General features: G+C 67.0%; 17 protein-coding genes, 3 rRNA genes and 1 riboswitch. Of the genes, 16 read left to right on the top strand and 4 right to left on the bottom strand.

From position 1 onward, the window contains the following. Positions 1 to 48: 48 nt before the first annotated feature. Positions 49 to 2,025, top strand: a complete 1,977-nt coding sequence (locus OHA84_RS07660) for an acetoacetate--CoA ligase (RefSeq protein WP_266972481.1) — start codon at positions 49 to 51, stop codon at positions 2,023 to 2,025. Positions 2,026 to 2,083: 58 nt separating this feature from the next. Continuing rightward, positions 2,084 to 3,004 carry a hypothetical protein gene (locus OHA84_RS07655; protein WP_234349958.1) on the top strand — a complete coding sequence of 307 codons (921 nt, stop codon included), beginning with the start codon at positions 2,084 to 2,086 and terminating at the stop codon, positions 3,002 to 3,004. An 84-nt stretch (positions 3,005 to 3,088) separates the two neighbouring features. On the opposite strand, the gene ptsP is transcribed toward OHA84_RS07655, so the two are convergent. Together ptsP and OHA84_RS07645 are read right to left on the bottom strand one after the other, a co-directional pair. Continuing rightward, positions 3,089 to 4,759: a phosphoenolpyruvate--protein phosphotransferase gene (gene ptsP, locus OHA84_RS07650; protein ID WP_053676865.1), complete on the bottom strand. Its 1,671-nt coding sequence runs from the start codon at positions 4,757 to 4,759 to the stop codon at positions 3,089 to 3,091. A gap of 73 nt (positions 4,760 to 4,832) precedes the next feature. Further along, positions 4,833 to 5,282, bottom strand: coding sequence for a PTS glucose transporter subunit IIA (locus OHA84_RS07645; protein WP_266951567.1), 450 nt, complete (start codon positions 5,280 to 5,282; stop codon positions 4,833 to 4,835). 754 nt (positions 5,283 to 6,036) lie between these two features. On the opposite strand from OHA84_RS07645, the gene OHA84_RS07640 reads away from it, so the two are divergent. The 13 genes from OHA84_RS07640 (at position 6,037) to OHA84_RS07580 (ending at position 21,367) form a co-directional block, all read left to right on the top strand. Beyond that, a 16S ribosomal RNA gene (locus OHA84_RS07640) occupies positions 6,037 to 7,561 on the top strand. A gap of 284 nt (positions 7,562 to 7,845) precedes the next feature. Then, positions 7,846 to 10,969: ribosomal RNA gene (locus OHA84_RS07635) — 23S ribosomal RNA — on the top strand. A gap of 74 nt (positions 10,970 to 11,043) precedes the next feature. Next, positions 11,044 to 11,161: ribosomal RNA gene (gene rrf / locus OHA84_RS07630) — 5S ribosomal RNA — on the top strand. The 16S, 23S and 5S rRNA genes sit together here, the layout of an rRNA operon. A gap of 131 nt (positions 11,162 to 11,292) precedes the next feature. Next, positions 11,293 to 11,883, top strand: a complete 591-nt coding sequence (locus OHA84_RS07625; protein ID WP_053683747.1) for a CDP-alcohol phosphatidyltransferase family protein — start codon at positions 11,293 to 11,295, stop codon at positions 11,881 to 11,883. A 100-nt stretch (positions 11,884 to 11,983) separates the two neighbouring features. Continuing rightward, positions 11,984 to 14,482: a mannose-1-phosphate guanyltransferase gene (locus OHA84_RS07620; protein WP_053683749.1), complete on the top strand. Its 2,499-nt coding sequence runs from the start codon at positions 11,984 to 11,986 to the stop codon at positions 14,480 to 14,482. Positions 14,483 to 14,585: 103 nt separating this feature from the next. Then, entirely contained in the window at positions 14,586 to 15,491 is a 906-nt protein-coding gene (locus OHA84_RS07615) for a DUF881 domain-containing protein (protein WP_266951573.1), read from the top strand. After that, positions 15,488 to 15,820 carry a small basic family protein gene (locus OHA84_RS07610; RefSeq protein ID WP_003970459.1) on the top strand — a complete coding sequence of 111 codons (333 nt, stop codon included), beginning with the start codon at positions 15,488 to 15,490 and terminating at the stop codon, positions 15,818 to 15,820. Before OHA84_RS07615 ends, OHA84_RS07610 begins: the two co-directional genes overlap by 4 nt. 5 nt (positions 15,821 to 15,825) lie before the next feature. Further along, positions 15,826 to 16,635, top strand: coding sequence for a DUF881 domain-containing protein (locus OHA84_RS07605; RefSeq protein WP_266951575.1), 810 nt, complete (start codon positions 15,826 to 15,828; stop codon positions 16,633 to 16,635). 82 nt (positions 16,636 to 16,717) lie between these two features. Further along, the gene (locus OHA84_RS07600) at positions 16,718 to 17,662 is read left to right on the top strand and encodes an FHA domain-containing protein (RefSeq protein ID WP_199826680.1); all 945 of its coding nucleotides are present in this window, start codon (positions 16,718 to 16,720) and stop codon (positions 17,660 to 17,662) included. Between the two features lie 19 nt (positions 17,663 to 17,681). Beyond that, complete coding sequence (locus OHA84_RS07595) at positions 17,682 to 18,443, top strand: MerR family transcriptional regulator (protein WP_053683757.1); 762 nt, start codon at positions 17,682 to 17,684, stop codon at positions 18,441 to 18,443. Between the two features lie 52 nt (positions 18,444 to 18,495). After that, entirely contained in the window at positions 18,496 to 18,969 is a 474-nt protein-coding gene (locus tag OHA84_RS07590) for a bifunctional nuclease family protein (RefSeq protein ID WP_007262890.1), read from the top strand. 183 nt (positions 18,970 to 19,152) lie between these two features. After that, a complete protein-coding gene (locus tag OHA84_RS07585) occupies positions 19,153 to 19,797 on the top strand; it encodes a MerR family transcriptional regulator (protein ID WP_053683758.1) in 645 nt (214 codons plus the stop codon). 55 nt (positions 19,798 to 19,852) lie between these two features. Then, positions 19,853 to 21,367, top strand: a complete 1,515-nt coding sequence (locus OHA84_RS07580) for a DNA polymerase IV (protein ID WP_266972487.1) — start codon at positions 19,853 to 19,855, stop codon at positions 21,365 to 21,367. Here OHA84_RS07580 and OHA84_RS07575 read toward each other — a convergent pair. Further along, positions 21,364 to 21,756, bottom strand: coding sequence for a PRC-barrel domain-containing protein (locus OHA84_RS07575; protein ID WP_266951582.1), 393 nt, complete (start codon positions 21,754 to 21,756; stop codon positions 21,364 to 21,366). The two genes, OHA84_RS07580 and OHA84_RS07575, sit on opposite strands and share 4 nt — an antisense overlap. Before the next feature lie 113 nt (positions 21,757 to 21,869). Next, positions 21,870 to 21,968: riboswitch (glycine riboswitch) on the top strand. 196 nt (positions 21,969 to 22,164) lie between these two features. Between OHA84_RS07575 and gcvP the strand changes: the two genes are divergently transcribed. Continuing rightward, a complete protein-coding gene (gene gcvP / locus OHA84_RS07570) occupies positions 22,165 to 25,050 on the top strand; it encodes an aminomethyl-transferring glycine dehydrogenase (protein ID WP_053683764.1) in 2,886 nt (961 codons plus the stop codon). A gap of 107 nt (positions 25,051 to 25,157) precedes the next feature. Here the strand turns inward: gcvP and OHA84_RS07565 are convergent, their stop codons facing one another. Further along, on the bottom strand, positions 25,158 to 25,346 hold the full coding sequence (locus tag OHA84_RS07565) for a DUF5999 family protein (RefSeq protein WP_053683766.1): 189 nt from the start codon (positions 25,344 to 25,346) through the stop codon (positions 25,158 to 25,160). Between the last annotated feature and the right edge of the window lie 5 nt (positions 25,347 to 25,351).

Here is a 25,351-nt window from a genome sequence, read left to right as displayed (position 1 = left end):
ACCCACGCACACGAAGCGCGAGCCACAGACTTGACCGGGAGCCGACCCATGACCTCAGCCACCCAGCCGGAACCCCTCTGGTCCCCGAGCCCCGACCGGATCGCCGCGGCCAGGATCACCGCCTTCCAGGCCTGGGCCGCCGAGCGCTTCGGAGCCCCCGCCGACGGCGGCTACCCGGCCCTGCACAGCTGGTCCGTCGACGCGCTCGACACCTTCTGGCAGGCCATCGCCGAATGGTTCGACGTACGGTTCACCACCCCGTACACCTCCGTGCTCGCCGACCGCACCATGCCCGGCGCCCGCTGGTTCACCGGCTCCACCCTCAACTACGCCGAACACGCCCTGCGCGCCGGCGAGGACCCGGCCCGCGCCGACGAACCCGCCCTGATCAGCGTCGACGAGACCCACGAGCCCACCCCCGTCACCTGGGCCGAGCTCCGCCGCCAGGTCGGCTCGCTCGCCGCCGAACTGCGCGCCGCGGGCGTACGCCCCGGCGACCGCGTCAGCGGCTACCTCCCCAACATCCCCGAAGCCGTCGTCGCCCTCCTCGCCACCGCCTCCGTCGGCGGGGTCTGGACCTCCTGCGCCCCCGACTTCGGCGCCCGCAGCGTCCTGGACCGCTTCCAGCAGGTCGAACCGGTCGTCCTGTTCACCGTCGACGGATACCGCTACGGCGGCAAGGAACACGACCGCCGCGAAACCGTCGCCGAGCTGCGCGCCGAGCTCCCCTCCCTGCGCGCCGTCGTGCACATCCCCCTCCTCGGCACCCCCGCCCCCGAGGGCACCCGCGCCTGGGCCGACCTCACCGCCGCCGACACCGAGCCCGTCTTCGAGGCGGTCCCCTTCGACCACCCGCTGTGGGTCCTCTACTCCTCCGGCACGACCGGCCTGCCCAAGGCCATCGTCCAGTCCCAGGGCGGCATCCTCCTCGAACACCTGAAGCAGATCGGCCTGCACTGCGAGCTGGGGCCCGAGGACCGGTTCTTCTGGTACACCTCCACCGGCTGGATGATGTGGAACTTCCTCGTCTCCGGCCTGCTCACCGGCACCACGGTCGTCCTCTACGACGGCAGCCCCGGCTTCCCCGACACCGGCGCCCAGTGGCGGATCGCGGAACGGACCCGGGCCACCCTGTACGGCACCTCCGCCGCGTACGTGATGGCCTGCCGCAAGGCGGAGGTCCACCCCTCCCGGGACTTCGACCTCTCCTCCGTGAAGGCCGTGGCCACCACCGGCTCCCCGCTCCCGCCCGACGGCTTCCGCTGGCTGCACGACGAGGTGGCCGAGGACCTCTGGATCGTCTCCGTCAGCGGCGGCACCGACGTGTGCAGCTGCTTCGCCGGCGGGGTCGCGACCCTCCCCGTGTACATCGGCGAACTCCAGGCGCCCGGCCTCGGCACCGACCTCCAGGCCTGGGACCCCGCCGGCAAGCCCGTCATCGGCGAGGTCGGCGAACTCGTCGTCACCAACCCCATGCCCTCCATGCCGATCCACTTCTGGAACGACCCCGACGGCAGCCGCTACCACGAGAGCTACTTCGAGATGTTCCCCGGCGCCTGGCGCCACGGGGACTGGATCACCCTCACCGACCGCGGATCGGTGATCATCCACGGCCGCTCCGACTCCACCCTCAACCGGCAGGGCGTCCGCATGGGATCCGCCGACATCTACGAGGCCGTCGAACGCCTCCCGGAGATCAAGGAGTCCCTGGTCATCGGCCTGGAAGAACCGAACGGCGGCTACTGGATGCCGCTGTTCGTCCACCTCGCGCCCGGCGCCACCCTCGACGACGACCTGCGCGACCGCATCAAGGCGATGATCCGCGCGGAGCTGTCCCCGCGGCACGTCCCCGACGAGATCATCGAGGTCCCGGCGGTCCCGCACACCCTCACCGGCAAGCGCATCGAGGTCCCGGTCAAGCGCCTCCTCCAAGGCACGCCCCTGGCCAAGGCGGTCAACCTCGGCTCGGTCGACCGTCCGGAACTCCTCGACTTCTACGCGGAGCTGGCCCGCACCCGGAAGTGACTGTCAGTGGTCATGGTTACGGTGAGTGAGCGAATCGTCGCATCACTCAGGGGGAGCCATGCCACCGAAGAACACCCGCTCGAACGACACCCCGGGCACCCGGCGCCGCCGGTCCCCGCACCGCACCCTGCGTCGTGAAGTCCCCGGCACGGTCGGCCTCCTGGCCGACGCCGGGGACTTCGCGGCCATGCGCGGGTACCGGAGCTTCACCTTCGACGACCACCAGGACTACCTCCGCCACGTGGACGCCCTGCTCCGCTCCCTCGCGGCCCAGGGCATCCACACCACGGTCGCCCTCTTCGATCCCGAGGAGTACGCCGAGTACTGCGCGCACCACGGCCTGGACCCGGACACCGTCGACACCCGCACCCGCTACACCGCCGGACTCGCCGGCAGCGGCGCGGGCCTGCCGTACCAGGGCCAACCCATCGACGAACTGGTCCCGCTCCTCCTCGACGAGGCCGTCCGGCAGGCCACGTGGGAGTACGCCGGCACCCTCCTCGCCGAGGCCGGCACCTGCGCGGACTGCGGCGAGGACATCGGCCGGGCCTCCTTCGAGCGGGCCGCCGACGCGGTGAAACGCCTGGTCGACGGAGCCGGCCCCGGCCACCACCACCTCGTGTGCAGCATCCCCACCGACACGGAACAGCTCGTCGCCGTGCTGCACGCGGACACCACCGCCGACCAGGACCGCCCACCCCGCATCGAGGGCCGCGAAGGCCTCGACTTCATGACGGTCCTGGCCGCCGGCATCGCCCAGGGCGGAGCCGGGGGACTGGTCCTGCGCAGCACCACCGAGGAGTTCAAGGACCGCGTCCACGGCTGGCGCCTGGACCGGGGACGGCTGGTCCCCCTCTCCGCGGCGGCGGTGTTCAACGCCTACTGCACCGACGCCGACACCGGCGACCCGGTGGCTCCCGAACCGGGCGTCGAGTACTGCCCCGGCTACGAGGTGGACGATCCCGGCCCCCACCACTGACCCGGACGTGTGGGAAAACGACCGCGGACACGACCGAGGGGCCCTCGCCACCGGCGAAGGCCCCTCCATCGAAGACGTGCCCGGCTACTCCCCGGACAGCACCGCCTGGGCGGCCGCGCGGGCCTCCTCGGCCGTGTCCGTCGCACGCGCCGCCGCGGCGGCCCGCTCGCACTGCGCGAGCGTGTGCTTGGCGAGCGTCGCCCGCACGTAGGGGATCGAGGCGGCACCCATGGAAAGAGAGGTGACACCCAGACCCGTCAGCACACAGGCGAGCAGCGGGTCCGAGGCGGCCTCGCCACAGACACCACAGCTCTTGCCCTCGGCCTTGGCGGCGTCGGCCGACATGGCGATCAGGTCCAGCAGCGCGGGCTGCCACGGGTCCTGCAACCGCGACACGGCCCCGACCTGACGGTCGGCGGCGAAGGCGTACTGCGCCAGGTCGTTCGTGCCCAGCGACAGGAACTCGACCTCTTGGAGGATCGAGCGCGCCCGGAGCGCGGCGGAGGGGATCTCGACCATCGCACCGAACTTCGCCCGCAGCCCGGCCTCGCGGCACGCGTCCGCGAACGCCTTGGCGTCGATCCGGTCGGCCACCATCGGGGCCATGACCTCAAGGTAGACCGGCAGGCCCGCGGCGGCCTTGGCCAGCGCGGTGAGCTGTGTGCGCAGCACGTCCGGGTGGTCCAGCAGCGACCGGAGCCCGCGCACACCCAGCGCCGGGTTCGGCTCGTCGCCCGGGGTCAGGAAGTCCAGCGGCTTGTCCGCGCCGGCGTCCAGCACACGGACGACGACCCGACCCTCGGGGAAGGCCTCCAGCACCTTGCGGTACGACTCGACCTGCTTCTCCTCGGACGGCGCCTTCTTGCTGTCGTCCAGGAACAGGAACTCGGTACGGAACAGGCCCACACCCTCGGCCCCGGCCTCGACGGCCGCCGGCACGTCCGCCGGACCACCGACGTTGGCCAGCAGCGGCACCTTGTGACCGTCGGAGGTGGCGCCCGGCCCGGACGAGGCGGCGAGAGCCGCCCTGCGCTCGGCGGCCGAGGCCTCCAGCTCGGCCCGCTTCTCGGCCGACGGGTTCACGAACAGGTCACCCGTGCTGCCGTCGACGGCGATGAGGGTGCCCTCGGCGATCTCACCGGCGCCCGGCAGCGCCACGATCGCCGGTACGCCCAGGGCTCGCGCGAGGATGGCGCTGTGGCTGGTCGGCCCGCCCTCCTCGGTCACGAAACCGAGGACCAGCGCCGGGTCGAGCAGCGCGGTGTCTGCGGGAGCGAGGTCCCGGGCGATCAGCACGTACGGCTCGTCGCTGTCGGGCACGCCCGGCATCGGCACACCGAGCAGGCGCGCCACGATGCGGTTGCGCACGTCGTCCAGGTCGGCCACGCGCCCGGCCATGTACTCACCGGCCCCCGCGAGCAGGTCGCGGTAGGAGGCGAACGCGTCGTAGACGCCGCGCTCGGCCGTGCTGCCGACGGCGATCCGACGGTCGACGTCCGCCATCAGCTCGGGGTCCGTCGCGATCATCGCCTGGGCCTCCAGCACGTGCTGGGCCTCGCCACCGGCCAGTTGGCCGCGCGCGACGAGGTCGGCCGACACAGCCTCCACGGCCTGACGGGCGCGCCCCTGTTCGCGCTCCGCCTCGGCCGCGGTGATCTGCTTGGCCGGCGGTTCGAGAACGGCCGTGCCCATGTGCCGGACCTCGCCGATCGCCACCCCGTGGCTCACGCCGACGCCTCGCAGCGTTGTCTCCATTTCACCCGTCTCCGATTGAGCGACGGCCCCGCCGCCGCGATGAATGTCCGACCCACCTGTGGAGGCGGACACGTCACTGCCAGCTGAAGAGAACGTCCGAGGCCTTGACGTCACCGTCGTCGACGACGTCGGACAGCGAGTCGGCAGTCGCCTCGAGCGCCACGACGGGGCAGACCGGGGACTTGCCGGCGGCCTCGACCGCGGCGGGGTTCCAACGGATGACGGCCTGGCCGCGCGTCACGGTGTCGCCCTTGTTCACGAGCAGCTCGAAGCCCTCGCCGTTGAGCTGAACGGTGTCGATGCCGAGGTGCACCAGCACCCCGTGGCCTTCGCCGTCGACGACCACGTACGCGTGCGGATGCAGGGAGACGACCACACCGTCGACGGGGGACACCGCCTCCGAGGGCTCGCGCACGGGGTCAATAGCGGTGCCCGGTCCCACCATCGCGCCGGAGAACACCGGATCGGGCACTGCCGCGAGTCCGATGGCGCGCCCGGCAAGTGGGGACGTCACGCTGGTCATGGAGGGCCTCCCAGGGGGTGGGGCTTCTTCGTGTCGCCGTCACAACCTGTCCTGGACGGCATACTTTGAGAAGGGTATGTCATGAGATGTCCCGGTTCCGCACGAAGCGCACCCCTGGAAAGGGGCTGCGACGTGCGGCCGCGACACCAACGTAGTGGACTAGACCATACGCCTGAATCGATTTGCCTGGGCACTGGTCGACCTGTACTGTCGTGACTCCCGCCGGGACGCACCGCGTGAACATCTCGCGAACTGCTGATGGACGGGAACCCCCTCTCCAGTATTGATCTTCACTCTCTGCCTTTCCGTGTGCCTTTTGGCAGAACGGCAAGTGGTCGGAGTAGCGAAAATCCACTGGTAGAGTCGGAATCGCCGAAAAGGGAAAACGCGAAAGCGGCCCCCTGGAAGGCGAAAGCGAAACCCGCTTCGACCGGGAATCGGACACGAAAGAGTCTGATAGAGTCGGAAACGAAGGAAGCGCCCGGAGGAAAGTCCCAGTAATTGTTACTGAGGGTGAGTACAAAGGAAGCGTCCGTTCCTTGAGAACTCAACAGCGTGCCAAAAATCAACGCCAAAAGTTGATACCCCGTCCATTTCGGTGGATGAGGTTCCTTTGAAAAAGACCTGTGAGGTCGCAACTTTCGGGTTGTGGTGCTTGCAGGCGATTACACAGCGAGGACGCAGTGGTCGATCGGTCTTATTCCGACATGATCGGCCCGCTCTAAGTGCGTGTGCACCCGATTACGGGTAAACATTCATGGAGAGTTTGATCCTGGCTCAGGACGAACGCTGGCGGCGTGCTTAACACATGCAAGTCGAACGATGAAGCCCTTCGGGGTGGATTAGTGGCGAACGGGTGAGTAACACGTGGGCAATCTGCCCTTCACTCTGGGACAAGCCCTGGAAACGGGGTCTAATACCGGATAACACTCCTGCCTGCATGGGTGGGGGTTAAAAGCTCCGGCGGTGAAGGATGAGCCCGCGGCCTATCAGCTTGTTGGTGGGGTAATGGCCCACCAAGGCGACGACGGGTAGCCGGCCTGAGAGGGCGACCGGCCACACTGGGACTGAGACACGGCCCAGACTCCTACGGGAGGCAGCAGTGGGGAATATTGCACAATGGGCGAAAGCCTGATGCAGCGACGCCGCGTGAGGGATGACGGCCTTCGGGTTGTAAACCTCTTTCAGCAGGGAAGAAGCGAAAGTGACGGTACCTGCAGAAGAAGCGCCGGCTAACTACGTGCCAGCAGCCGCGGTAATACGTAGGGCGCAAGCGTTGTCCGGAATTATTGGGCGTAAAGAGCTCGTAGGCGGCTTGTCACGTCGGATGTGAAAGCCCGAGGCTTAACTTCGGGTCTGCATTCGATACGGGCTAGCTAGAGTGTGGTAGGGGAGATCGGAATTCCTGGTGTAGCGGTGAAATGCGCAGATATCAGGAGGAACACCGGTGGCGAAGGCGGATCTCTGGGCCATTACTGACGCTGAGGAGCGAAAGCGTGGGGAGCGAACAGGATTAGATACCCTGGTAGTCCACGCCGTAAACGTTGGGAACTAGGTGTTGGCGACATTCCACGTCGTCGGTGCCGCAGCTAACGCATTAAGTTCCCCGCCTGGGGAGTACGGCCGCAAGGCTAAAACTCAAAGGAATTGACGGGGGCCCGCACAAGCAGCGGAGCATGTGGCTTAATTCGACGCAACGCGAAGAACCTTACCAAGGCTTGACATATACCGGAAAGCATTAGAGATAGTGCCCCCCTTGTGGTCGGTATACAGGTGGTGCATGGCTGTCGTCAGCTCGTGTCGTGAGATGTTGGGTTAAGTCCCGCAACGAGCGCAACCCTTGTCCTGTGTTGCCAGCATGCCCTTCGGGGTGATGGGGACTCACAGGAGACCGCCGGGGTCAACTCGGAGGAAGGTGGGGACGACGTCAAGTCATCATGCCCCTTATGTCTTGGGCTGCACACGTGCTACAATGGCCGGTACAATGAGCTGCGATACCGTGAGGTGGAGCGAATCTCAAAAAGCCGGTCTCAGTTCGGATTGGGGTCTGCAACTCGACCCCATGAAGTCGGAGTTGCTAGTAATCGCAGATCAGCATTGCTGCGGTGAATACGTTCCCGGGCCTTGTACACACCGCCCGTCACGTCACGAAAGTCGGTAACACCCGAAGCCGGTGGCCCAACCCGTAAGGGAGGGAGCTGTCGAAGGTGGGACTGGCGATTGGGACGAAGTCGTAACAAGGTAGCCGTACCGGAAGGTGCGGCTGGATCACCTCCTTTCTAAGGAGCACAGTACCGATTGCAGACAAATGTTCTGCACGGTCAGCTCATGGGTGGAACGTTGATTATTTGGCACGGTCTTCCAGATGGATCACGAGTACTGCTTCGGCGTGGAAAGTGACTCACTGATGGAGGGTCGTGCCTGGCACGTTGTTGGGTATCTGAGGGTACGGCCGTAAAGGTTGTATCTTCGCGATGCCGGCCCCAGTGAACTTGTTCTTCGGAGCAGGGTGATGGGTGACTGGTCGTTGCTTGAGAACTACACAGTGGACGCGAGCATCTGTGGCCAAGTTTTTAAGGGCACACGGTGGATGCCTTGGCACCAGGAACCGATGAAGGACGTGAGAGGCCGCGATAGGCCCCGGGGAGCTGCCAACTGAGCTTTGATCCGGGGGTGTCCGAATGGGGAAACCCGGCAGTCGTCATGGGCTGTCACCCACTGCTGAACACATAGGCAGTGTGGAGGGAACGAGGGGAAGTGAAACATCTCAGTACCCTCAGGAAGAGAAAACAACCGTGATTCCGGGAGTAGTGGCGAGCGAAACCGGATGAGGCCAAACCGTATGCGTGTGATACCCGGCAGGGGTTGCGCATGCGGGGTTGTGGGAATTCTTTTGATCGGTCTGCCGGCCGGTCGGCGAGTCAGAAACCGTTGATGTAGTCGAAGGACATGCGAAAGGTCCGGCGTAGAGGGTAAGACCCCCGTAGACGAAACATCAGCGGCTTGCTTAAGAATCTCCCAAGTAGCACGGGGCCCGAGAAATCCCGTGTGAATCTGGCGGGACCACCCGCTAAGCCTAAATATTCCCTGGTGACCGATAGCGGATAGTACCGTGAGGGAATGGTGAAAAGTACCGCGGGAGCGGAGTGAAATAGTACCTGAAACCGTGTGCCTACAAGCCGTGGGAGCGTCGCGCATTGAGTTTACTCAATGCGTCGTGACTGCGTGCCTTTTGAAGAATGAGCCTGCGAGTTAGCGGTGTGTAGCGAGGTTAACCCGTGTGGGGAAGCCGTAGCGAAAGCGAGTCCGAATAGGGCGATTGAGTTGCACGCTCTAGACCCGAAGCGGAGTGATCTAGCCATGGGCAGGTTGAAGCGGAGGTAAGACTTCGTGGAGGACCGAACCCACCAGGGTTGAAAACCTGGGGGATGACCTGTGGTTAGGGGTGAAAGGCCAATCAAACTCCGTGATAGCTGGTTCTCCCCGAAATGCATTTAGGTGCAGCGTCGTGTGTTTCTTGCCGGAGGTAGAGCACTGGATAGGCGATGGGCCCTACCGGGTTACTGACCTTAGCCAAACTCCGAATGCCGGTAAGTGAGAGCACGGCAGTGAGACTGTGGGGGATAAGCTCCATGGTCGAGAGGGAAACAGCCCAGAGCATCGACTAAGGCCCCCAAGCGTACGCTAAGTGGGAAAGGATGTGGAGTCGCAGAGACAACCAGGAGGTTGGCTTAGAAGCAGCCACCCTTGAAAGAGTGCGTAATAGCTCACTGGTCAAGTGATTCCGCGCCGACAATGTAGCGGGGCTCAAGCGTACCGCCGAAGTCGTGTCATTCCAGCACATACCCCCAACGGGGGCTGGGATGGGTAGGGGAGCGTCGTGTGCCGGGTGAAGCAGCAGCGGAAGCTAGTTGTGGACGGTTCACGAGTGAGAATGCAGGCATGAGTAGCGATACACATGTGAGAAACGTGTGCGCCGATTGACTAAGGGTTCCTGGGTCAAGCTGATCTGCCCAGGGTAAGTCGGGACCTAAGGCGAGGCCGACAGGCGTAGTCGATGGACAACCGGTTGATATTCCGGTACCCGCTTTGAAACGCCCAATATCGAATCCTCTAATGCTAAGGCCGTGAAGCCGTTCCGGACCCTTCGGGGAAAGGAAAGTGGTGGAGCCGCCGATCCAAGGTGGTAGTAGGTAAGCGATGGGGTGACGCAGGAAGGTAGTCCAACCCGGGCGGTGGTAGTCCCGGGGTAAGGGTGTAGGCCGAGGGGTAGGCAAATCCGTCCCTCATTAAGGCTGAGACCTGATGCCGAGCCGATTGTGGTGAAGTGGATGATCCTATGCTGTCGAGAAAAGCCTCTAGCGAGTTTCATGGCGGCCCGTACCCTAAACCGACTCAGGTGGTCAGGTAGAGAATACCGAGGCGTTCGGGTGAACTATGGTTAAGGAACTCGGCAAAATGCCCCCGTAACTTCGGGAGAAGGGGGGCCATCACTGGTGATCGGATTTACTCCGTGAGCTGGGGGTGGCCGCAGAGACCAGCGAGAAGCGACTGTTTACTAAAAACACAGGTCCGTGCGAAGCCGTAAGGCGATGTATACGGACTGACGCCTGCCCGGTGCTGGAACGTTAAGGGGACCGGTTAGTGCGCTTTCGGGCGTGCGAAGCTGAGAACTTAAGCGCCAGTAAACGGCGGTGGTAACTATAACCATCCTAAGGTAGCGAAATTCCTTGTCGGGTAAGTTCCGACCTGCACGAATGGCGTAACGACTTCTCGACTGTCTCAACCATAGGCCCGGTGAAATTGCACTACGAGTAAAGATGCTCGTTTCGCGCAGCAGGACGGAAAGACCCCGGGACCTTTACTATAGTTTGATATTGGTGTTCGGTTCGGCTTGTGTAGGATAGGTGGGAGACTTTGAAGCAGCCACGCCAGTGGTTGTGGAGTCGCCGTTGAAATACCACTCTGGTCGTGCTGGATGTCTAACCTCGGTCCGTGATCCGGATCAGGGACAGTGTCTGATGGGTAGTTTAACTGGGGCGGTTGCCTCCCAAAGGGTAACGGAGGCGCCCAAAGGTTCCCTCAGCCTGGTTGGCAATCAGGTGTTGAGTGTAAGTGCACAAGGGAGCTTGACTGTGAGACCGACGGGTCGAGCAGGGACGAAAGTCGGGACTAGTGATCCGGCGGTGGCTTGTGGAAGCGCCGTCGCTCAACGGATAAAAGGTACCCCGGGGATAACAGGCTGATCTTCCCCAAGAGTCCATATCGACGGGATGGTTTGGCACCTCGATGTCGGCTCGTCGCATCCTGGGGCTGGAGTCGGTCCCAAGGGTTGGGCTGTTCGCCCATTAAAGCGGTACGCGAGCTGGGTTTAGAACGTCGTGAGACAGTTCGGTCCCTATCCGCTGTGCGCGTAGGAATATTGAGAAGGGCTGTCCCTAGTACGAGAGGACCGGGACGGACGAACCTCTGGTGTGCCAGTTGTCCTGCCAAGGGCATGGCTGGTTGGCTACGTTCGGGAGGGATAACCGCTGAAAGCATCTAAGCGGGAAGCCTGCTTCAAGATGAGTATTCCCACCTCCTTGAGAGGGTAAGGCTCCCAGTAGACGACTGGGTTGATAGGCCAGATGTGGAAGCCCGGTAACGGGTGGAGCTGACTGGTACTAATAGGCCGAGGGCTTGTCCTCAGTTGCTCGCGTCCACTGTGTTAGTTCTGAAGTAACGAACTGTGTTCATATCCGGTTGGTTAACTTCATAGTGTTTCGGTGGTCATAGCGTTAGGGAAACGCCCGGTTTACATTCCGAACCCGGAAGCTAAGCCTTTCAGCGCCGATGGTACTGCAGGGGGGACCCTGTGGGAGAGTAGGACGCCGCCGAACAATCATTGTGGGAAAGCCCCGCACCCTTCAGGGTGCGGGGCTTTTCTGCGTTCCGGGCCAGGTCGAGGTCTCCTGTAGGGTCAGGGGGCAATCGTCTTCAATATTTCTACAGTCACAGTGGAGGCCCCCGGGTGGAGGTCCAGGAGACTCGGGTTCAGACCGACCGAATTTTCACCATTCCCAACATCCTGAGCATGGCGCGCCTTGCCGGCGTGCCGTTGTTCCTCTGGTTGATCCTGGCGGGGCACGACGGCTGGGCGCTGGCCGTTCTCATGCTCAGCGGGATCACCGACTACCTGGACGGGAAACTCGCGCGTCGCTGGAATCAGATCAGCAATCTGGGCCGGCTGCTCGACCCGGCAGCGGACCGTCTGTACATCCTCACGACGCTGTTCGGCCTGACCTGGCGCGAGATTCTGCCCATCTGGCTCACCGCGGCCCTGCTCGCGCGAGAGCTGATGTTGCTGGTCATGGTGTGGATCCTGAGACGACACGGCTATCCGCCGCCCCAGGTCAACTTCCTGGGCAAGGCCGCGACCTTCAACCTGATGTACGCGTTCCCCTTGCTCCTGCTGAGTGACGGAACCGGCTGGTTGGCCTGGATGGCGTCAGTTTTCGGATGGGCGTTCGCCGGATGGGGTACAACCCTCTATTGGTGGGCAGGAATCCTTTACGTGGTGCAGGTCCGCCGTCTGGTCAAGGCGGATGCCACGGCCGATTGAACTTGCTCGACGCCGGTACTGACGCGGAGGAGTTGCGAAGTCACCGTCCGAGACGGGTGAGGTCGGCTGACCGTCATCTCTCAAGGAGGACTCTTCCGACATGAAGGCCGTCGTGATGGCCGGTGGCGAAGGTACGCGTCTTCGCCCGATGACCTCAAGCATGCCCAAGCCGCTCCTGCCGGTCGCCAACCGGCCGATCATGGAGCACGTGCTCAGGCTGCTCAAGCGGCATGGGCTCAGCGAGACCGTGGTTACCGTTCAGTTCCTGGCGTCCCTCGTCAAGAACTACTTCGGTGACGGCGAAGAGCTCGGAATGGAACTCACGTATGCCAACGAGGAGAAGCCACTCGGCACCGCCGGCAGCGTGAAAAATGCCGAGGAGGCCTTGAAGGACGACTCTTTCCTCGTCATTTCCGGCGACGCGCTCACCGACTTCGACCTCACCGATCTCATCAACTTCCACAAAGAGAAGGGCGCACTCGTCACGGTGTGCCTCACTCGCGTGCCGAATCCCCTGGAATTCGGCATCACCATCGTGGACGAGGAAGGAAAAGTCGAACGCTTCCTGGAGAAGCCGACATGGGGACAGGTGTTCTCGGACACCGTCAACACCGGCATCTACGTCATGGAGCCCGAGGTCTTCAACTACGTCGACCCGGACGTATCGGTCGACTGGTCCGGCGACGTGTTCCCTCAGCTCATGAAGGAAGGCCGGCCGATCTACGGCTACGTGGCCGAGGGCTACTGGGAGGACGTCGGCACGCACGAGAGCTACGTCAAGGCACAGGCCGACGTACTCGAGGGCAAGGTCCAGGTCGACATGGACGGCTTCGAGATCTCCCCCGGGGTGTGGATCGCCGAGGGCGCGGAGGTGAGCCCGGACGCGGTACTGCGCGGGCCGCTGTACATCGGCGACTACGCGAAGGTCGAGGCCGGCGTCGAGATCCGCGAACACACGGTCATCGGATCGAACGTGGTCGTCAAGAGCGGGGCCTTCCTCCACAAAGCCGTCATCCACGACAACGTGTACATCGGACCCCACAGCAATCTGCGCGGCTGCGTGATCGGCAAGAACACCGACATCATGCGGGCCGCCCGGATCGAGGACGGGGCCGTCATCGGTGACGAGTGCCTCGTCGGCGAGGAATCCATCGTCCAGGGGAACGTACGCGTCTACCCCTTCAAGACGATCGAAGCCGGCGCCTTCGTCAACACGTCGGTGATCTGGGAGTCGCGAGGACAGGCGCATCTGTTCGGCGCGCGCGGGGTCTCCGGCATCCTGAACGTCGAGATCACCCCCGAGCTGGTGGTCCGGCTCGCCGGAGCCTATGCGACGACCCTGAAGAAGGGCGCGATCGTCACCACGGCCCGAGACCACTCCCGAGGCGCGAGAGCACTGAAGCGTGCCGTGATCTCGGCGCTCCAGGCCAGCGCCATCAACGTCCGCGACCTGGAGAACGTGCCGCTGCCCGTGGCCCGACAGCAGACCGCGCGAGGGAGCGCCGGTGGCATCGTGCTCCGTACCTCGCCCGGCGTGCCGGACTCGGTCGACATCATGTTCCTCGACGAGCGCGGAGCCGACCTCTCGCTCCAGCAACAGCGCAAGCTGGACCGGGTGTACGCACGTCAGGAGTACCGGCGCGCGTTCCCCGGCGAGATCGGTGACCTGCAGTTCCCGGGCAGCGTCTTCGACGCGTACACGGGCTCGCTGCTCAGGCGCGTGGACATCACCGGAGTCGCGGACTCCGGACTCAAGGTCGTCGTGGACGCCTCGAACGGCAGTGCGGGCCTGGTCCTGCCGAGCCTGCTCGGTCGGCTCGGTGTGGACGCGCTCACCGTGAACCCCGGCCTCGACGAATCCCGACCGACCGAGACCAGGGAATCCCGGCGGGCCGGGCTGGTGCGGCTGGGCGAGATCGTGGCGTCCTCGCGGGCCGCCTTCGGCGTGCGCTTCGACCCGGTGGGCGAGCGGATCTCGCTCGTCGACGAGCGCGGGCGGATCATCGAGGACGACCGGGCCCTGCTGGTCCTCCTCGACCTGGTCGCGGCGGAGAAGCGCAGCGGCAAGGTGGCTCTGCCCGTCACCACCACCCGGGTCGCCGAGCAGGTGGCGGCGTACCACGGGACCCAGGTGGAGTGGACGACGACCTCGCCCGACGACCTGACGCGGGTGGGCCGGGCCGAGAACACCATCTTCGGCGGCGACGGCCGGGGCGGATTCATCGTTCCGGAGTTCAGCAGCGTCTTCGACGGTTCCGCGGCGTTCGTGCAGCTGATCGGGTTGGTGGCGCGCACACAGCTCACCCTCAGCCAGATCGACGCCCGCATTCCGCGGGCGCACGTGCTCAAGCGGGACGTCCCGACGCCGTGGGCGGTCAAGGGGCTCGTCATGCGGCGGGTCGTGGAGGCCGCCGGAGACCGTCAGGTGGACACCACCGACGGTGTGCGGGTGGTCGAGGCCGACGGGCGTTGGGCGCTGGTCCTTCCCGACCCGGCCGAAGCCGTCACGCACCTCTGGGCCGAGGGGCCCGACGACGCGTCCGCACAGGCACTGCTGGACGAGTGGGCGGCGGTCGTGGACGGTGCCGGCGATCACTGAACGAAGCATGTGAGACACCGGTCCGGCGGGCCGGCACGGGAAAGACCTCCGTGCCGGCCCGCCGGACGCCCGCATTCGGTGGCAACGGTGGTGACATGCGACGATGTGGGGCATGTCGCAGCCGCCCAACAACCGGAGTTCGGCCACGCCGCCCGCGCGCCCGGACGCTTCCATGTCGCTGCTGACGCACGTGATGGACCACAGTCTCGACGAGGGCTACGCGGAAGCCTCGGCACGGCGCGCGGCGGACGGTACGGCGGGCCTTCCACGCACTCTCAAGGCCAAGCTCGGCCTCGCGGCCGGACTGGTGATCGCCGCCATGGTCGTCACCCTCGGAGCGGCCGAGGCGCGGATATCGGCGCCGGTGCTGGCCAAGGAGCGCCAGGAACTCATCGACCGGGTGGAGCGGGCCGACGAGCACGCGACCAGCGTGGAACGCGACATCGAGCGGTTGCGCACCGAGGTCGCGGACAGCCAGCGCGAGGCGCTCAAGCAGCACGGCGGGGACCAGGGGCAACTCGTGGCGCTGCTGGCCGGCGCCACCGACGTGCGCGGGCCGGGTATCAAACTCACCGTGGACGACGCCAAGGGATCCTCCTCCGGAGGCGGCGGCGGGCCGCGCGAGAGCGCCGGGTTCGCGAACACCGGCCGGCTCCGCGACCGGGACATGCAGAAGATCGTCAACGGGCTCTGGCAGTCCGGTGCGGAGGCGATCTCGATCAACGGTCAGCGCCTCACGGCCCTCTCGGCGATCAGGGCCGCGGGTGACGCGATACTGGTCGACAACAAGCCGCTGGTCCCCCCGTACGAAGTGCTCGCGGTGGGCGACAAGAAGAAACTCGGGACCGCGTTCCAGGACTCCGTGGGCGGTCAGTACCTGCACGTGCTGCAGGAGAGCTACGGGATCCGCTCCGGTCTGGCGCCCGTGGACGACATCCGGCTGCAGGCCGCGTCGAGCCTGACCGTACGTACAGCTACAGCAGCAGAGCCGAAGAAGGGTGCATCGTGATCGCGGTACTGGGCCTCGTGGTCGGAGTGGTGGTCGGACTTCTGGTCCGACCCGAAGTGCCGGCCGTGGTGGAGCCTTATCTGCCGATCGCCGTGGTGGCGGCGCTGGACGCGGTCTTCGGCGGTCTGCGGGCGATGCTGGACGGCATCTTCGTGGACAAGGTCTTCGTGGTGTCGTTCCTGTCCAACGTCGTGGTCGCCGCGCTGATCGTCTTCCTCGGAGACAAGCTGGGCGTCGGCGCGCAGTTGTCCACCGGTGTGGTCGTCGTGCTCGGCATCCGCATCTTCTCGAACGCCGCGGCCATCCGCCGGCACGTGTTCCGGGCGTGACGCCGATGACTACGGAGAACACCCCGCCGGAGGAACCGAACGTCCCCGAGCAGCCTCTTAAGGAAGGGCCGGCGCAGGCAGCCGAGCCCGAGGAGACCGGTCGCCAGCGCCTGGCGGCCGGTCTGTGGCCGCCAAGGGTGAGCCGCGCCCAACTGATCGTCGCGCTGTTGCTGTTCGTCCTCGGCCTGGGTCTGGCCATCCAGGTCCGCTCGAACAGCGACTCGGGTGCTCCGCTGCGCGGGGCCCGTCAGGAGGACCTCGTACGGATCCTCGACGAGCTCGACGGTCGGACCAAGCGCCTGGAGGACGAGAAACAGAGGTTGGAGGACCAACGCAAGGAGTTGGAGAACAGCTCCGATCAGGCCGAGGAGGCGCGCAAGCAGACCGTGGAGAAGGAACGCCAACTGGGCATTCTGGCCGGTACGGTGGCTGCCCAGGGGCCGGGCATCACGCTGCGGATCACCGACCCCACGGGGCAGGTGCAGCCGGACCAGCTCCTGGACACGCTGCAGGAGCTGCGGGCGGCCGGTGCCGAGGCGATCCAGATCAACGGTGTGCGGGTGGTGGCCGGGTCGTTCTTCTCGGACGAGGGCGGTGGGGTCGGCATCGATGGGAAGAAGATCACACAACCCTATGAGTTCAAGGTGATCGGCAAGCCACAGGACCTTGAGCCCGCGCTGAACATCCCCGGCGGCGTTGTACAGACGTTGGAGAAGGAACAAGCCACGGTCGCCGTCACACGGTCGGCGAAGATCGTTGTGGACGCCTTGCGGGCTGCGAAGCAGCCTGACTACGCTCGGTCGTCATCACCGTGACACGGGGCGTAACGTGGAGCGGCTCACGCGGGTGGATGCCTGCGGGGGGTCGAGGCACCGAAGTCGCGGTGCGTGGTGGAAACTGTCTGGTGGTTACGGACGTTGTGAGAATGTCCGGATCGGCAGGTGTGTGCATTCGGAGTTCGTCCTGCCCCACGGGCGGGTCTGTTTCGGTCAAGGGGAATCGCCCGTGAAGTTGTTTGAGAAGTTGTTCGGCAAGAAGAACCGCGAGGAAGGCGGTGCCGCGAGGCATCGCGCGGGGCACGGAGACGGGGAAGGGCAGGGCGACCGGCCGCTCTTCCGCGACGAGGTCGCCGGCTCGGGTGATGTTTCGGGCGCGCAGGGCGCGTCGGCTGTTGACCCTGCCGGTACCGGACGCATAGGTTTCGGTGAACCATCAACCTCAAGTGCGGGTGGAGGGTTTGCCCCCGACCCGTATGCCACCAATGCCTCCGCGGGGCAGCCGCGGCGCGAGGAGCCGTCCATGTCGGCCGAGCAGATCTGCAGCAGGTGCGGGCACCGCAGCGATGCGGCCAGCCGGTTCTGCTCCAGCTGCGGCGCGCCGCTGCGGCCGGGTCTGACGCCGGAGCGTGCTTCGGAGACCACGTCCACGATCTCGATCTCGGGCCTTGAGGCCTACGAGGCCGAGGTGTCGGGGCAACAGCACGTGTCGTCCTCGCTCTCTCCCGAGGCCCAGGCCGCGGTGGAAGCGCTGCCCCCCGGTTCCGCTCTGCTGATCGTGCGGCGCGGCCCCAACTCCGGCAGCCGGTTCCTCTTGGACGGCGAACTGACCACGGCCGGCCGGCACCCGCAGAGCGACATCTTCCTGGACGACGTCACCGTCTCCCGGCGGCATGTCGACTTCCGCCGGGGCCAGGACGGTGGCTTCACCGTCTCGGACGTGGGCAGCCTGAACGGCACGTACGTGAACCGAGAGCCGATCGACTCCGTCGCCCTGCACAACGGCGACGAGGTGCAGATCGGCAAGTACCGGCTGGTCTTCTACGCGAGCCTGCGGGGCATCTGACCCGTCAAGGGAAGGTCCCATGCTGCGCACCCCGACAGGCGGTGCCGGAAACGGCACCGCCGCCTCGGCCGGGCGGCTGGTGAGCATCGGCACGGTGCTCACCATGCTGCGTGACGAGTTTCCCGACGTCACGATCTCGAAGATCCGCTTCCTGGAGGCGGAGGGGCTCGTCGAGCCCCGGCGCACACCTTCCGGATACCGCAAGTTCAGCACCGACGACGTCGATCGGCTGAGCCGGATCCTGCGCCTCCAGCGGGACCACTACATGCCGCTGAAGGTCATTCGCGAACAGCTCGACGCGCTCGACCGCGGCGAGCAGGTCCGCATCCCGTCGCCCACCATGCACGGGGACTCCGTCGACCCCGCGAGCCCCGCCGCCGTGTACGGCGAGGTGGGGCGAGAGCGCTCCACCGCGGCCCGGGTGGGCCGCGCCGAGCTGATCTCCGCCGCCGAGGTGGACGAGGTACAGCTCGGCGAGTGGGAATCGTACGGGCTCATCGCCGAGGCGCCGGGCGGCGGATTCGACGCCGAGACGGTCACCGTGGCCCGGTTGATCGCGGATCTCGGTCGATTCGGGCTCGAGCCCCGCCATCTGCGCGCCATGAAAGCGGCCGCGGATCGGGAGGCCGGTCTGGTCGAACAGCTCGTGGCCCCGCTGCGCCGACACCGCAACCCGCAGACCAGGGCCCATGCGGAGGCCACGATGAGGGAGCTCGCCGGGTTGTCCGTACGGCTCCACGAGGCCCTGGTACAGACCGCCCTCGGGGTCCGGCTCAACTGACCAGGGGGAGCCCGACTACCCAAACCTGCCGGGCAGGTCCTAGGGTTGCTGTGTGAACGAGCTCGACGTTGTGGGTGTCCGGGTGGAAATGCCCTCCAACCAACCGATCGTGCTCCTGCGTGAAGTGGGAGGCGATCGGTACCTCCCCATCTGGATCGGACCCGGGGAGGCGACCGCCATTGCCTTCGCGCAACAGGGCATGGCCCCTGCCCGTCCGCTGACGCACGACCTGTTCAAGGACGTGCTGGAAGCGGTCGGTGAGGAGCTCACCGAGGTTCGGATCACGGATCTGCGGGAGGGCGTCTTCTATGCGGAGCTTGTCTTCGCCAGCGGGGTCGAGGTGAGCGCGCGGCCCTCCGATGCCATAGCGCTGGCCCTGCGGACGGGGACGCCGATCTACGGCAGTGACGGCGTGCTCGACGACGCGGGCATCGCCATCCCCGATGAGCAGGAGGACGAGGTGGAGAAGTTCCGCGAGTTCCTCGACCAGATCTCGCCCGAGGACTTCGGCACCGGGCCGCAGTGAGGCGGCGCGCGCCGTGTCACCCTCCGTGAAGTTTCAGCCCATTCGAGTAGCCTTTCCCCGTAAAGGGACACGGGAAACCACTCTCAGGGTGATTATCACTCGGCGTGCCGAGTGTGGCGATCGTTGACGCACCCCTGGTGACTGCCTACCTTCGAGGAGGCAGGTCAAGGACGGAGGGTCGGCGTGAGGATCACGGGCGACGGTACGACCGGGGGCATCCCCGCACGGAGTGACGGCGGGCCGTACCCGCTGCACGGCGGTGCGGCAGGTTCCGCGCGCCGTCAGCCGGAGTCGGTTCCGACGCCGGTCGGGCCGGTGAGCGAGGAACAGGCGCCCGAGCAGATCGGCTACAGGGGGCCGACGGCGTGCGCCGCCGCCGGCATCACCTATCGGCAACTGGACTACTGGGCCCGGACCGGGCTGGTGGAGCCGAGCGTCCGACCCGCGTACGGCTCGGGTACGCAGCGGCTGTACAGCTTCCGGGACGTGGTGGTCCTCAAGATCGTCAAGCGCTTCCTGGACACCGGGGTGGCGCTGCAGAGCATCCGCACCGCCGTGCAGCACCTGCGCGACCGGGGGTTCTCGGACCTGGAGCGCATGACGCTGATGAGCGACGGTGCCACCGTCTATGAATGCACCTCACCCGATCAGGTGGTCAGCCTGCTCCAGGGTGGACAGGGCGTCTTCGGCATCGCGATCGGCGTGGTCTGGCGGGACGTGGAGAACGCGCTGTCCCAGCTCCACGGCGAGCGGATCGACACCGGCGAGACACTGGTCGGGCAGAACCCCGCGGACGAGCTGGCGGCGCGCCGCAACCGGGCGGTCTGAGGCGCTCCGGCGGGCTCCCGCGGGATTGTCAGAGGCGTAGGGCAGCATCGGGGCTGTGAGAGCCGCGCCGACCATCCTGCATCTGGACATGGACGCCTTCTACGCATCCGTGGAGCAGGCGTCGAAGCCGAGTCTGCGCGGCAAGGCCGTGATCGTCGGCGGGCTCGGGCCGCGCGGGGTGGTCGCCACGGCCTCCTACGAGGCCAGGCGCTTCGGTGTGCACTCGGCGATGCCGACGGCGCAGGCCAGACGGCTCTGCCCGAACGGCGCCTACCTCACCCCCCGGTTCCGCCTGTACCAGTCGGTCAGCGAGCGCGTCATGGGGCTCCTGCGGGCCCTGTCGCCCCTCGTGGAGCCGCTCAGCCTGGACGAGGCCTTCGTGGACCTGGAGGCGGGCGAGGTCGCCTTCGACTCCGCCGCCGCCCGGGCGGCCGGGGAGCGGCTGAGGGCCGACATCATGGCCGCGACGGGGCTCAGCGGGTCCGTGGGGCTCGCGGGATCCAAGATGCTGGCCAAGGTGGCCTCCGAGGAGGCCAAGCCGGCAGGGCTGCTGCTGATCGAGCCGGGGACCGAGCGCGCGCACCTCGCGCCGATGACCGTGCGGACCCTGCCCGGGGTGGGCCCGGTCACCGGGGAACACCTGCGGCGTGCCGGGATCACCACCGTGGGGGAGCTGGCCGAGGCCGGCGAGGACGAGTTGATCCGGATGGTGGGGCGCTCGCACGGGCTGGGGCTGTACCGGATGGCGCTGGGGTTGGACGACCGCCCGGTGGTCGCGGAGCGGGACGCGAAGTCGGTCTCGGTTGAGGACACCTTCGATGTGGACCTGCACGACCGGGTCCGGATCCGGGGCGAGGTGCAGCGGCTCGCCGACCGGTGTGTGGTGCGGCTGCGGTCCTCGGGGCACTCGGGGCGCACGATCGTGCTGAAGGTGCGGCGCTACGACTTCTCGACGCTGACGCGCTCGGAGACGCTGCGGGGGCCCACCGACGATCCGGGGGTGGTTCGGGAGGCGGCCGCACGGCTGCTGGAGGGTGTGGACACCACGGGCGGGGTGCGGCTGCTGGGGGTCGGGGTGACGGGGCTCGCGGACTACACGCAGGAGGACCTGTTCGCCCAGGCCGAAGCCCAGGCCGAGGCGGAGGGGGGCGCGGAGGCGGTCGGGCCCGCCGGGGATCCGGTGGCGGAGGGCCCGGAGTCGTCGGGCGGGGACGCGGCGGACGGCGCCGGGACCCCGGACGGGGCTCCGGCCGAGCCGGCGGGGGCCGAAGGGGCCGTACGGGGCGCGGAGGGCGACGGGGCCGTCGGGACGCCGGGGGAGGCCGTGATCGCCCTCGGGCGGTTCTGGCCGGCCGGGAGCGACGTGCGGCACGCGGTGTACGGGCCGGGGTGGGTGCAGGGCAGCGGGGTCGGGCGGGTGACCGTACGGTTCGAGCGGCCGGGATCGGCGCCCGGGCGTGTGCGCACCTTCAAGGTGGACGATCCGGAACTGGAGCCGTCCGATCCGTTGCCGCTGGTGGGGGAAGACGGAGGGGGAGGTGAGCGGCCGCGCGGCGCCGGCGCCGCCTAGCCCTCGCCCGCGAGCCGGCCGAAGTCGCGGGGGGTGTTCTTCGGCGGGGGTGGCGGGTGGTGGAACTCCGTCGGCAGGGTCACGTCCAGTCCGTAGTGGTGGTAGAGCTGCAGCTCCTGCTCGGGAGAGAGGTGGCGGCCGACGCCGAAGTCGGGCGCGTCCCTGATCAGGGATCGTTCGAAGGGGACCCGCAGGGTTTCCCCGACCACCTCGCTGGGCTCCAGGGGGACGAACGCGTCGCGGCTGAACAGGCCCGTCCGGACCGCGGCCCATTCCGGTACGCCCGTGGCGTCATCGAGGTAGACCTCGTCCACGGTGCCGATCTTGGCCCCGTTGCGGTCGAATGCCTTGCGGCCGATCAGGCTGCGCGGATCGATGTCGGTCTGCACGGTCCCTCCACATGGTCGCAACTCCTCCGTATTCACTACAGAAGTGCATATTCGGGGAGGGGGCCACTCGAGGGAGGGTTCGGAACCTCGCTGGTAGGCTGGGTCACGGCTGTCGACCCTGTGCGGGAGAGTCCTCCGAGTGAACGTGACGGAGGCGCCGAAGGAGCAAATCCTCCCCGGAATCTCTCAGGCATACGTACCGCACGTGGTGAGGCCACTCTGGAAAGCAGGGGCGGGTACCGGATGATCTGTGCCGGTTCCTCTCCTCACCGACGGTGAAAGCCGGATCTCGTGGGCGTACCCAGGAGGCCCGGTGAAGCTCTCAGGTTGAGATGACAGAGGGGGAGGCCGTTCGGGTGCCCGCGCCGTGGTGCCCCTCGCAGGTCATACGACCAGGAGGCCTCCGTCATGACCGCCAACCGCATTCCGCTCTCCCAGCTGGAGCGAGGCATCCCCTTCGAGCAGCGCCACATCGGCCCGGATGCCGAGGCGCAGGCGAAGATGCTCGCCCACGTGGGCTACGGCTCCCTGGACGAACTGACCGCCGCAGCGGTGCCCGATGTGATCCGCAGCGCAGAGGCGCTGAACCTGCCCGAGGCGCGGACCGAGGCCGAGGTGCTCGCGGAGCTCCGCGAACTCGCCGACCGCAACCAGGTTCTTTCGTCCATGATCGGTCTCGGCTACTACGGGACTTTCACGCCGCCGGTGATCCTGCGCAACGTCATGGAGAACCCGGCCTGGTACACGGCCTACACGCCGTACCAGCCCGAGATCTCGCAGGGCCGCCTGGAAGCGCTGCTGAACTTCCAGACTGTCGTCGCGGACCTGACCGGCCTGCCGACCTCCGGTGCCTCACTGCTCGACGAGGGCACCGCCGCCGCCGAGGCCATGTCGCTGGCCCGCCGCGTCGGCAAGGTCAAGAACGGCGTCTTCCTGATCGACGCGGACGCGCTGCCGCAGACGATCGCCGTGATCGAGACCCGTGCCGAGCCGACGGGCGTCGAGGTCGTCGTCGCCGACCTGTCCGAGGGCATCCCCGCCGAGATCGCCGAGCGCGGCGTCTTCGGCGTGCTGCTCCAGTACCCGGGTGCCTCCGGCGCCGTACGGGACATCAAGCCGGTCATCGACCAGGCGCACGAGCTCGGTGCCATCGTCACCGTCTCCGCCGACCTCCTCGCGCTGACCCTGCTCACCTCCCCGGGCGAGCTGGGCGCGGACATCGCCGTCGGCACCACCCAGCGCTTCGGCGTCCCGATGGGCTTCGGCGGACCGCACGCCGGCTACATGGCCGTCCAGGCCAAGCACGCCCGCTCGCTCCCCGGCCGCCTCGTCGGCGTCTCCGTGGACGCGGACGGCAACAAGGCGTACCGCCTCGCGCTCCAGACGCGTGAACAGCACATCCGCCGCGAGAAGGCCACCAGCAACATCTGCACCGCGCAGGTGCTGCTCGCCGTCATGGCCGGCATGTACGCCGTCTACCACGGCCCGGACGGGCTGCGGACGATCGCCCGCCGGACCCACCGCTACGCGGGCGTGCTCGCCGCGGGGCTGGCGGCCGGCGGGGTCAAGGTCGTGCACGGCTCGTACTTCGACACCCTCACCGTCCGGGTGCCGGGCCGAGCCGGCGAGGTCGTCGCCGCCGCCCGCGCGGGCGGGGTCAACCTGTACCGCGTGGACGCCGACCTGGTGTCGATCTCCTGTGACGAGACCACGCTGCGCGCCGACATCGAGGCCGTCTGGGCCGCCTTCGGCGTCACCGCCGACATCGAGGCGCTGGACGAGATCACCCCCGAGAGCCTGCCCGAGGGCCTGCTGCGCTCGGACGAGTACCTGGCCCACCCGGTCTTCCACCAGCACCGTTCCGAGACCGCCATGCTGCGCTACCTGCGCAGGCTTTCGGACAAGGACTACGCGCTGGACCGCGGCATGATCCCGCTGGGCTCCTGCACGATGAAGCTCAACGCGACCACCGAGATGGAGCCGGTCACCTGGCCCGAGTTCGGGCAGCTGCACCCCTTCGCCCCGATCGAGCAGGCCGAGGGGTACCTCACGCTCATCAACGAGCTGGAGGAACGTCTCTGCGAGGTCACCGGCTACGACAAGGTGTCGATCCAGCCGAACGCCGGTTCCCAGGGTGAGCTCGCCGGTCTGCTGGCCGTCCGCGCGTACCACCGGGCGAACGGCGACGAGCAGCGCACCATCTGTCTCATCCCGTCCTCCGCGCACGGCACGAACGCCGCCAGCGCCGTGATGGCCGGCATGAAGGTCGTCGTCGTCAAGACCGCCGACGACGGCGAGGTGGACGCGGACGACCTGCGCGCCAAGATCGAGCAGTACCGCGACGAACTCGCCGTGCTGATGATCACCTACCCGTCCACGCACGGTGTGTTCGAGGAGCACGTAGCGGACATCTGCGCCCAGGTGCACGACGCCGGCGGCCAGGTCTACGTGGACGGCGCGAACCTCAACGCCCTCGTCGGCCTGGCCAAGCCGGGGCACTTCGGCGGCGACGTCTCGCACCTGAACCTGCACAAGACCTTCTGCATCCCGCACGGTGGCGGCGGTCCGGGCGTCGGCCCGGTCGGTGTCCGGGCGCACCTGGCCCCGTACCTCCCCAACCACCCGCTCCAGCCGACCGCCGGTCCGGAGACGGGCGTCGGCCCGATCTCGGCCGCCCCGTGGGGATCGGCCGGCATCCTGCCGATCTCCTGGTCGTACGTGCGCCTGATGGGCGGCGAGGGCCTCAAGCGCGCCACCCAGGTGGCCGTGCTCGGCGCCAACTACATCGCCAAGCGCCTGGAGCCGCACTACCCGGTGCTCTACACCGGTCCCGGCAACCTGGTCGCCCACGAGTGCATCATCGACCTGCGTCCGCTCTCGAAGGCCACGGGCGTCAGCGTCGACGACATCGCCAAGCGCCTGATCGACTACGGCTTCCACGCGCCGACGATGTCCTTCCCGGTCGCCGGCACGCTGATGATCGAGCCGACGGAGTCCGAGGACCTCGCCGAGATCGACCGCTTCTGCGACGCGATGATCGCCATCCGTGCCGAGATCGAGCGGGTCGCGGGCGGCGAATGGCCGCTCGACGACAACCCGCTGGCCAACTCCCCGCACACGGCCGCGGCGCTGGGCGGCGAGTGGAACCACCCGTACACCCGCGACGAGGCCGTCTTCCCGGGCGGGGTCACGGCCGCCGAGAAGTACTGGCCGCCGGTGCGCCGGATCGACGGCGCCTTCGGCGACCGGAACCTGGTGTGCTCCTGCCCGCCGCTCGACGAGTACGACAACTGAGTCGTGATCGTGGCCGTGTGAGGTGACACGTAAGGGGCCGGTCCCGGAGCGATGCTCCGGGACCGGCCCCTTCCCCGTGTTCCGTGTCGTCCCGTGCGGGCCGGCCCCTAGGCGACCGCGAGCGGCCGGTGCGGGGCGATGATCTGGCCGTCCGGCAACAGCTCCCCGGTGTCCTCGAAGAGCAGGACGCCGTTGCACAGCAGGCTCCAGCCCTGTTCCGGGTGGTTGGCCACGGGCAGCGCGGCCTCCCTGTCGGCGGAGTCTGACGTCGGGCAGGCTGGCTGGTGCTGGCACATGGATG

This window comes from Streptomyces sp. NBC_00513, from assembly GCF_041431415.1.
GTDB lineage: Bacteria > Actinomycetota > Actinomycetes > Streptomycetales > Streptomycetaceae > Streptomyces.
This window is presented reverse-complemented; position numbering and strand designations above follow the sequence as displayed.

What these genes read in the sequence shown, in the direction of transcription:
- OHA84_RS07620 (WP_053683749.1), top strand. Translation starts at nt 11,984, where the DNA reads ATGAAGGCCGTCGTGATGGCCGGTGGCGAAGGTACGCGTCTTCGCCCG.
- OHA84_RS07615 (WP_266951573.1), top strand. Translation starts at nt 14,586, where the DNA reads ATGTGGGGCATGTCGCAGCCGCCCAACAACCGGAGTTCGGCCACGCCG.
- ptsP (WP_053676865.1), bottom strand. Translation starts at nt 4,759, where the DNA reads ATGGAGACAACGCTGCGAGGCGTCGGCGTGAGCCACGGGGTGGCGATC.
- OHA84_RS07645 (WP_266951567.1), bottom strand. Translation starts at nt 5,282, where the DNA reads ATGACCAGCGTGACGTCCCCACTTGCCGGGCGCGCCATCGGACTCGCG.
- OHA84_RS07565 (WP_053683766.1), bottom strand. Translation starts at nt 25,346, where the DNA reads ATGTGCCAGCACCAGCCAGCCTGCCCGACGTCAGACTCCGCCGACAGG.
- OHA84_RS07655 (WP_234349958.1), top strand. Translation starts at nt 2,084, where the DNA reads ATGCCACCGAAGAACACCCGCTCGAACGACACCCCGGGCACCCGGCGC.
- OHA84_RS07605 (WP_266951575.1), top strand. Translation starts at nt 15,826, where the DNA reads ATGACTACGGAGAACACCCCGCCGGAGGAACCGAACGTCCCCGAGCAG.
- gcvP (WP_053683764.1), top strand. Translation starts at nt 22,165, where the DNA reads ATGACCGCCAACCGCATTCCGCTCTCCCAGCTGGAGCGAGGCATCCCC.
- OHA84_RS07595 (WP_053683757.1), top strand. Translation starts at nt 17,682, where the DNA reads ATGCTGCGCACCCCGACAGGCGGTGCCGGAAACGGCACCGCCGCCTCG.
- OHA84_RS07660 (WP_266972481.1), top strand. Translation starts at nt 49, where the DNA reads ATGACCTCAGCCACCCAGCCGGAACCCCTCTGGTCCCCGAGCCCCGAC.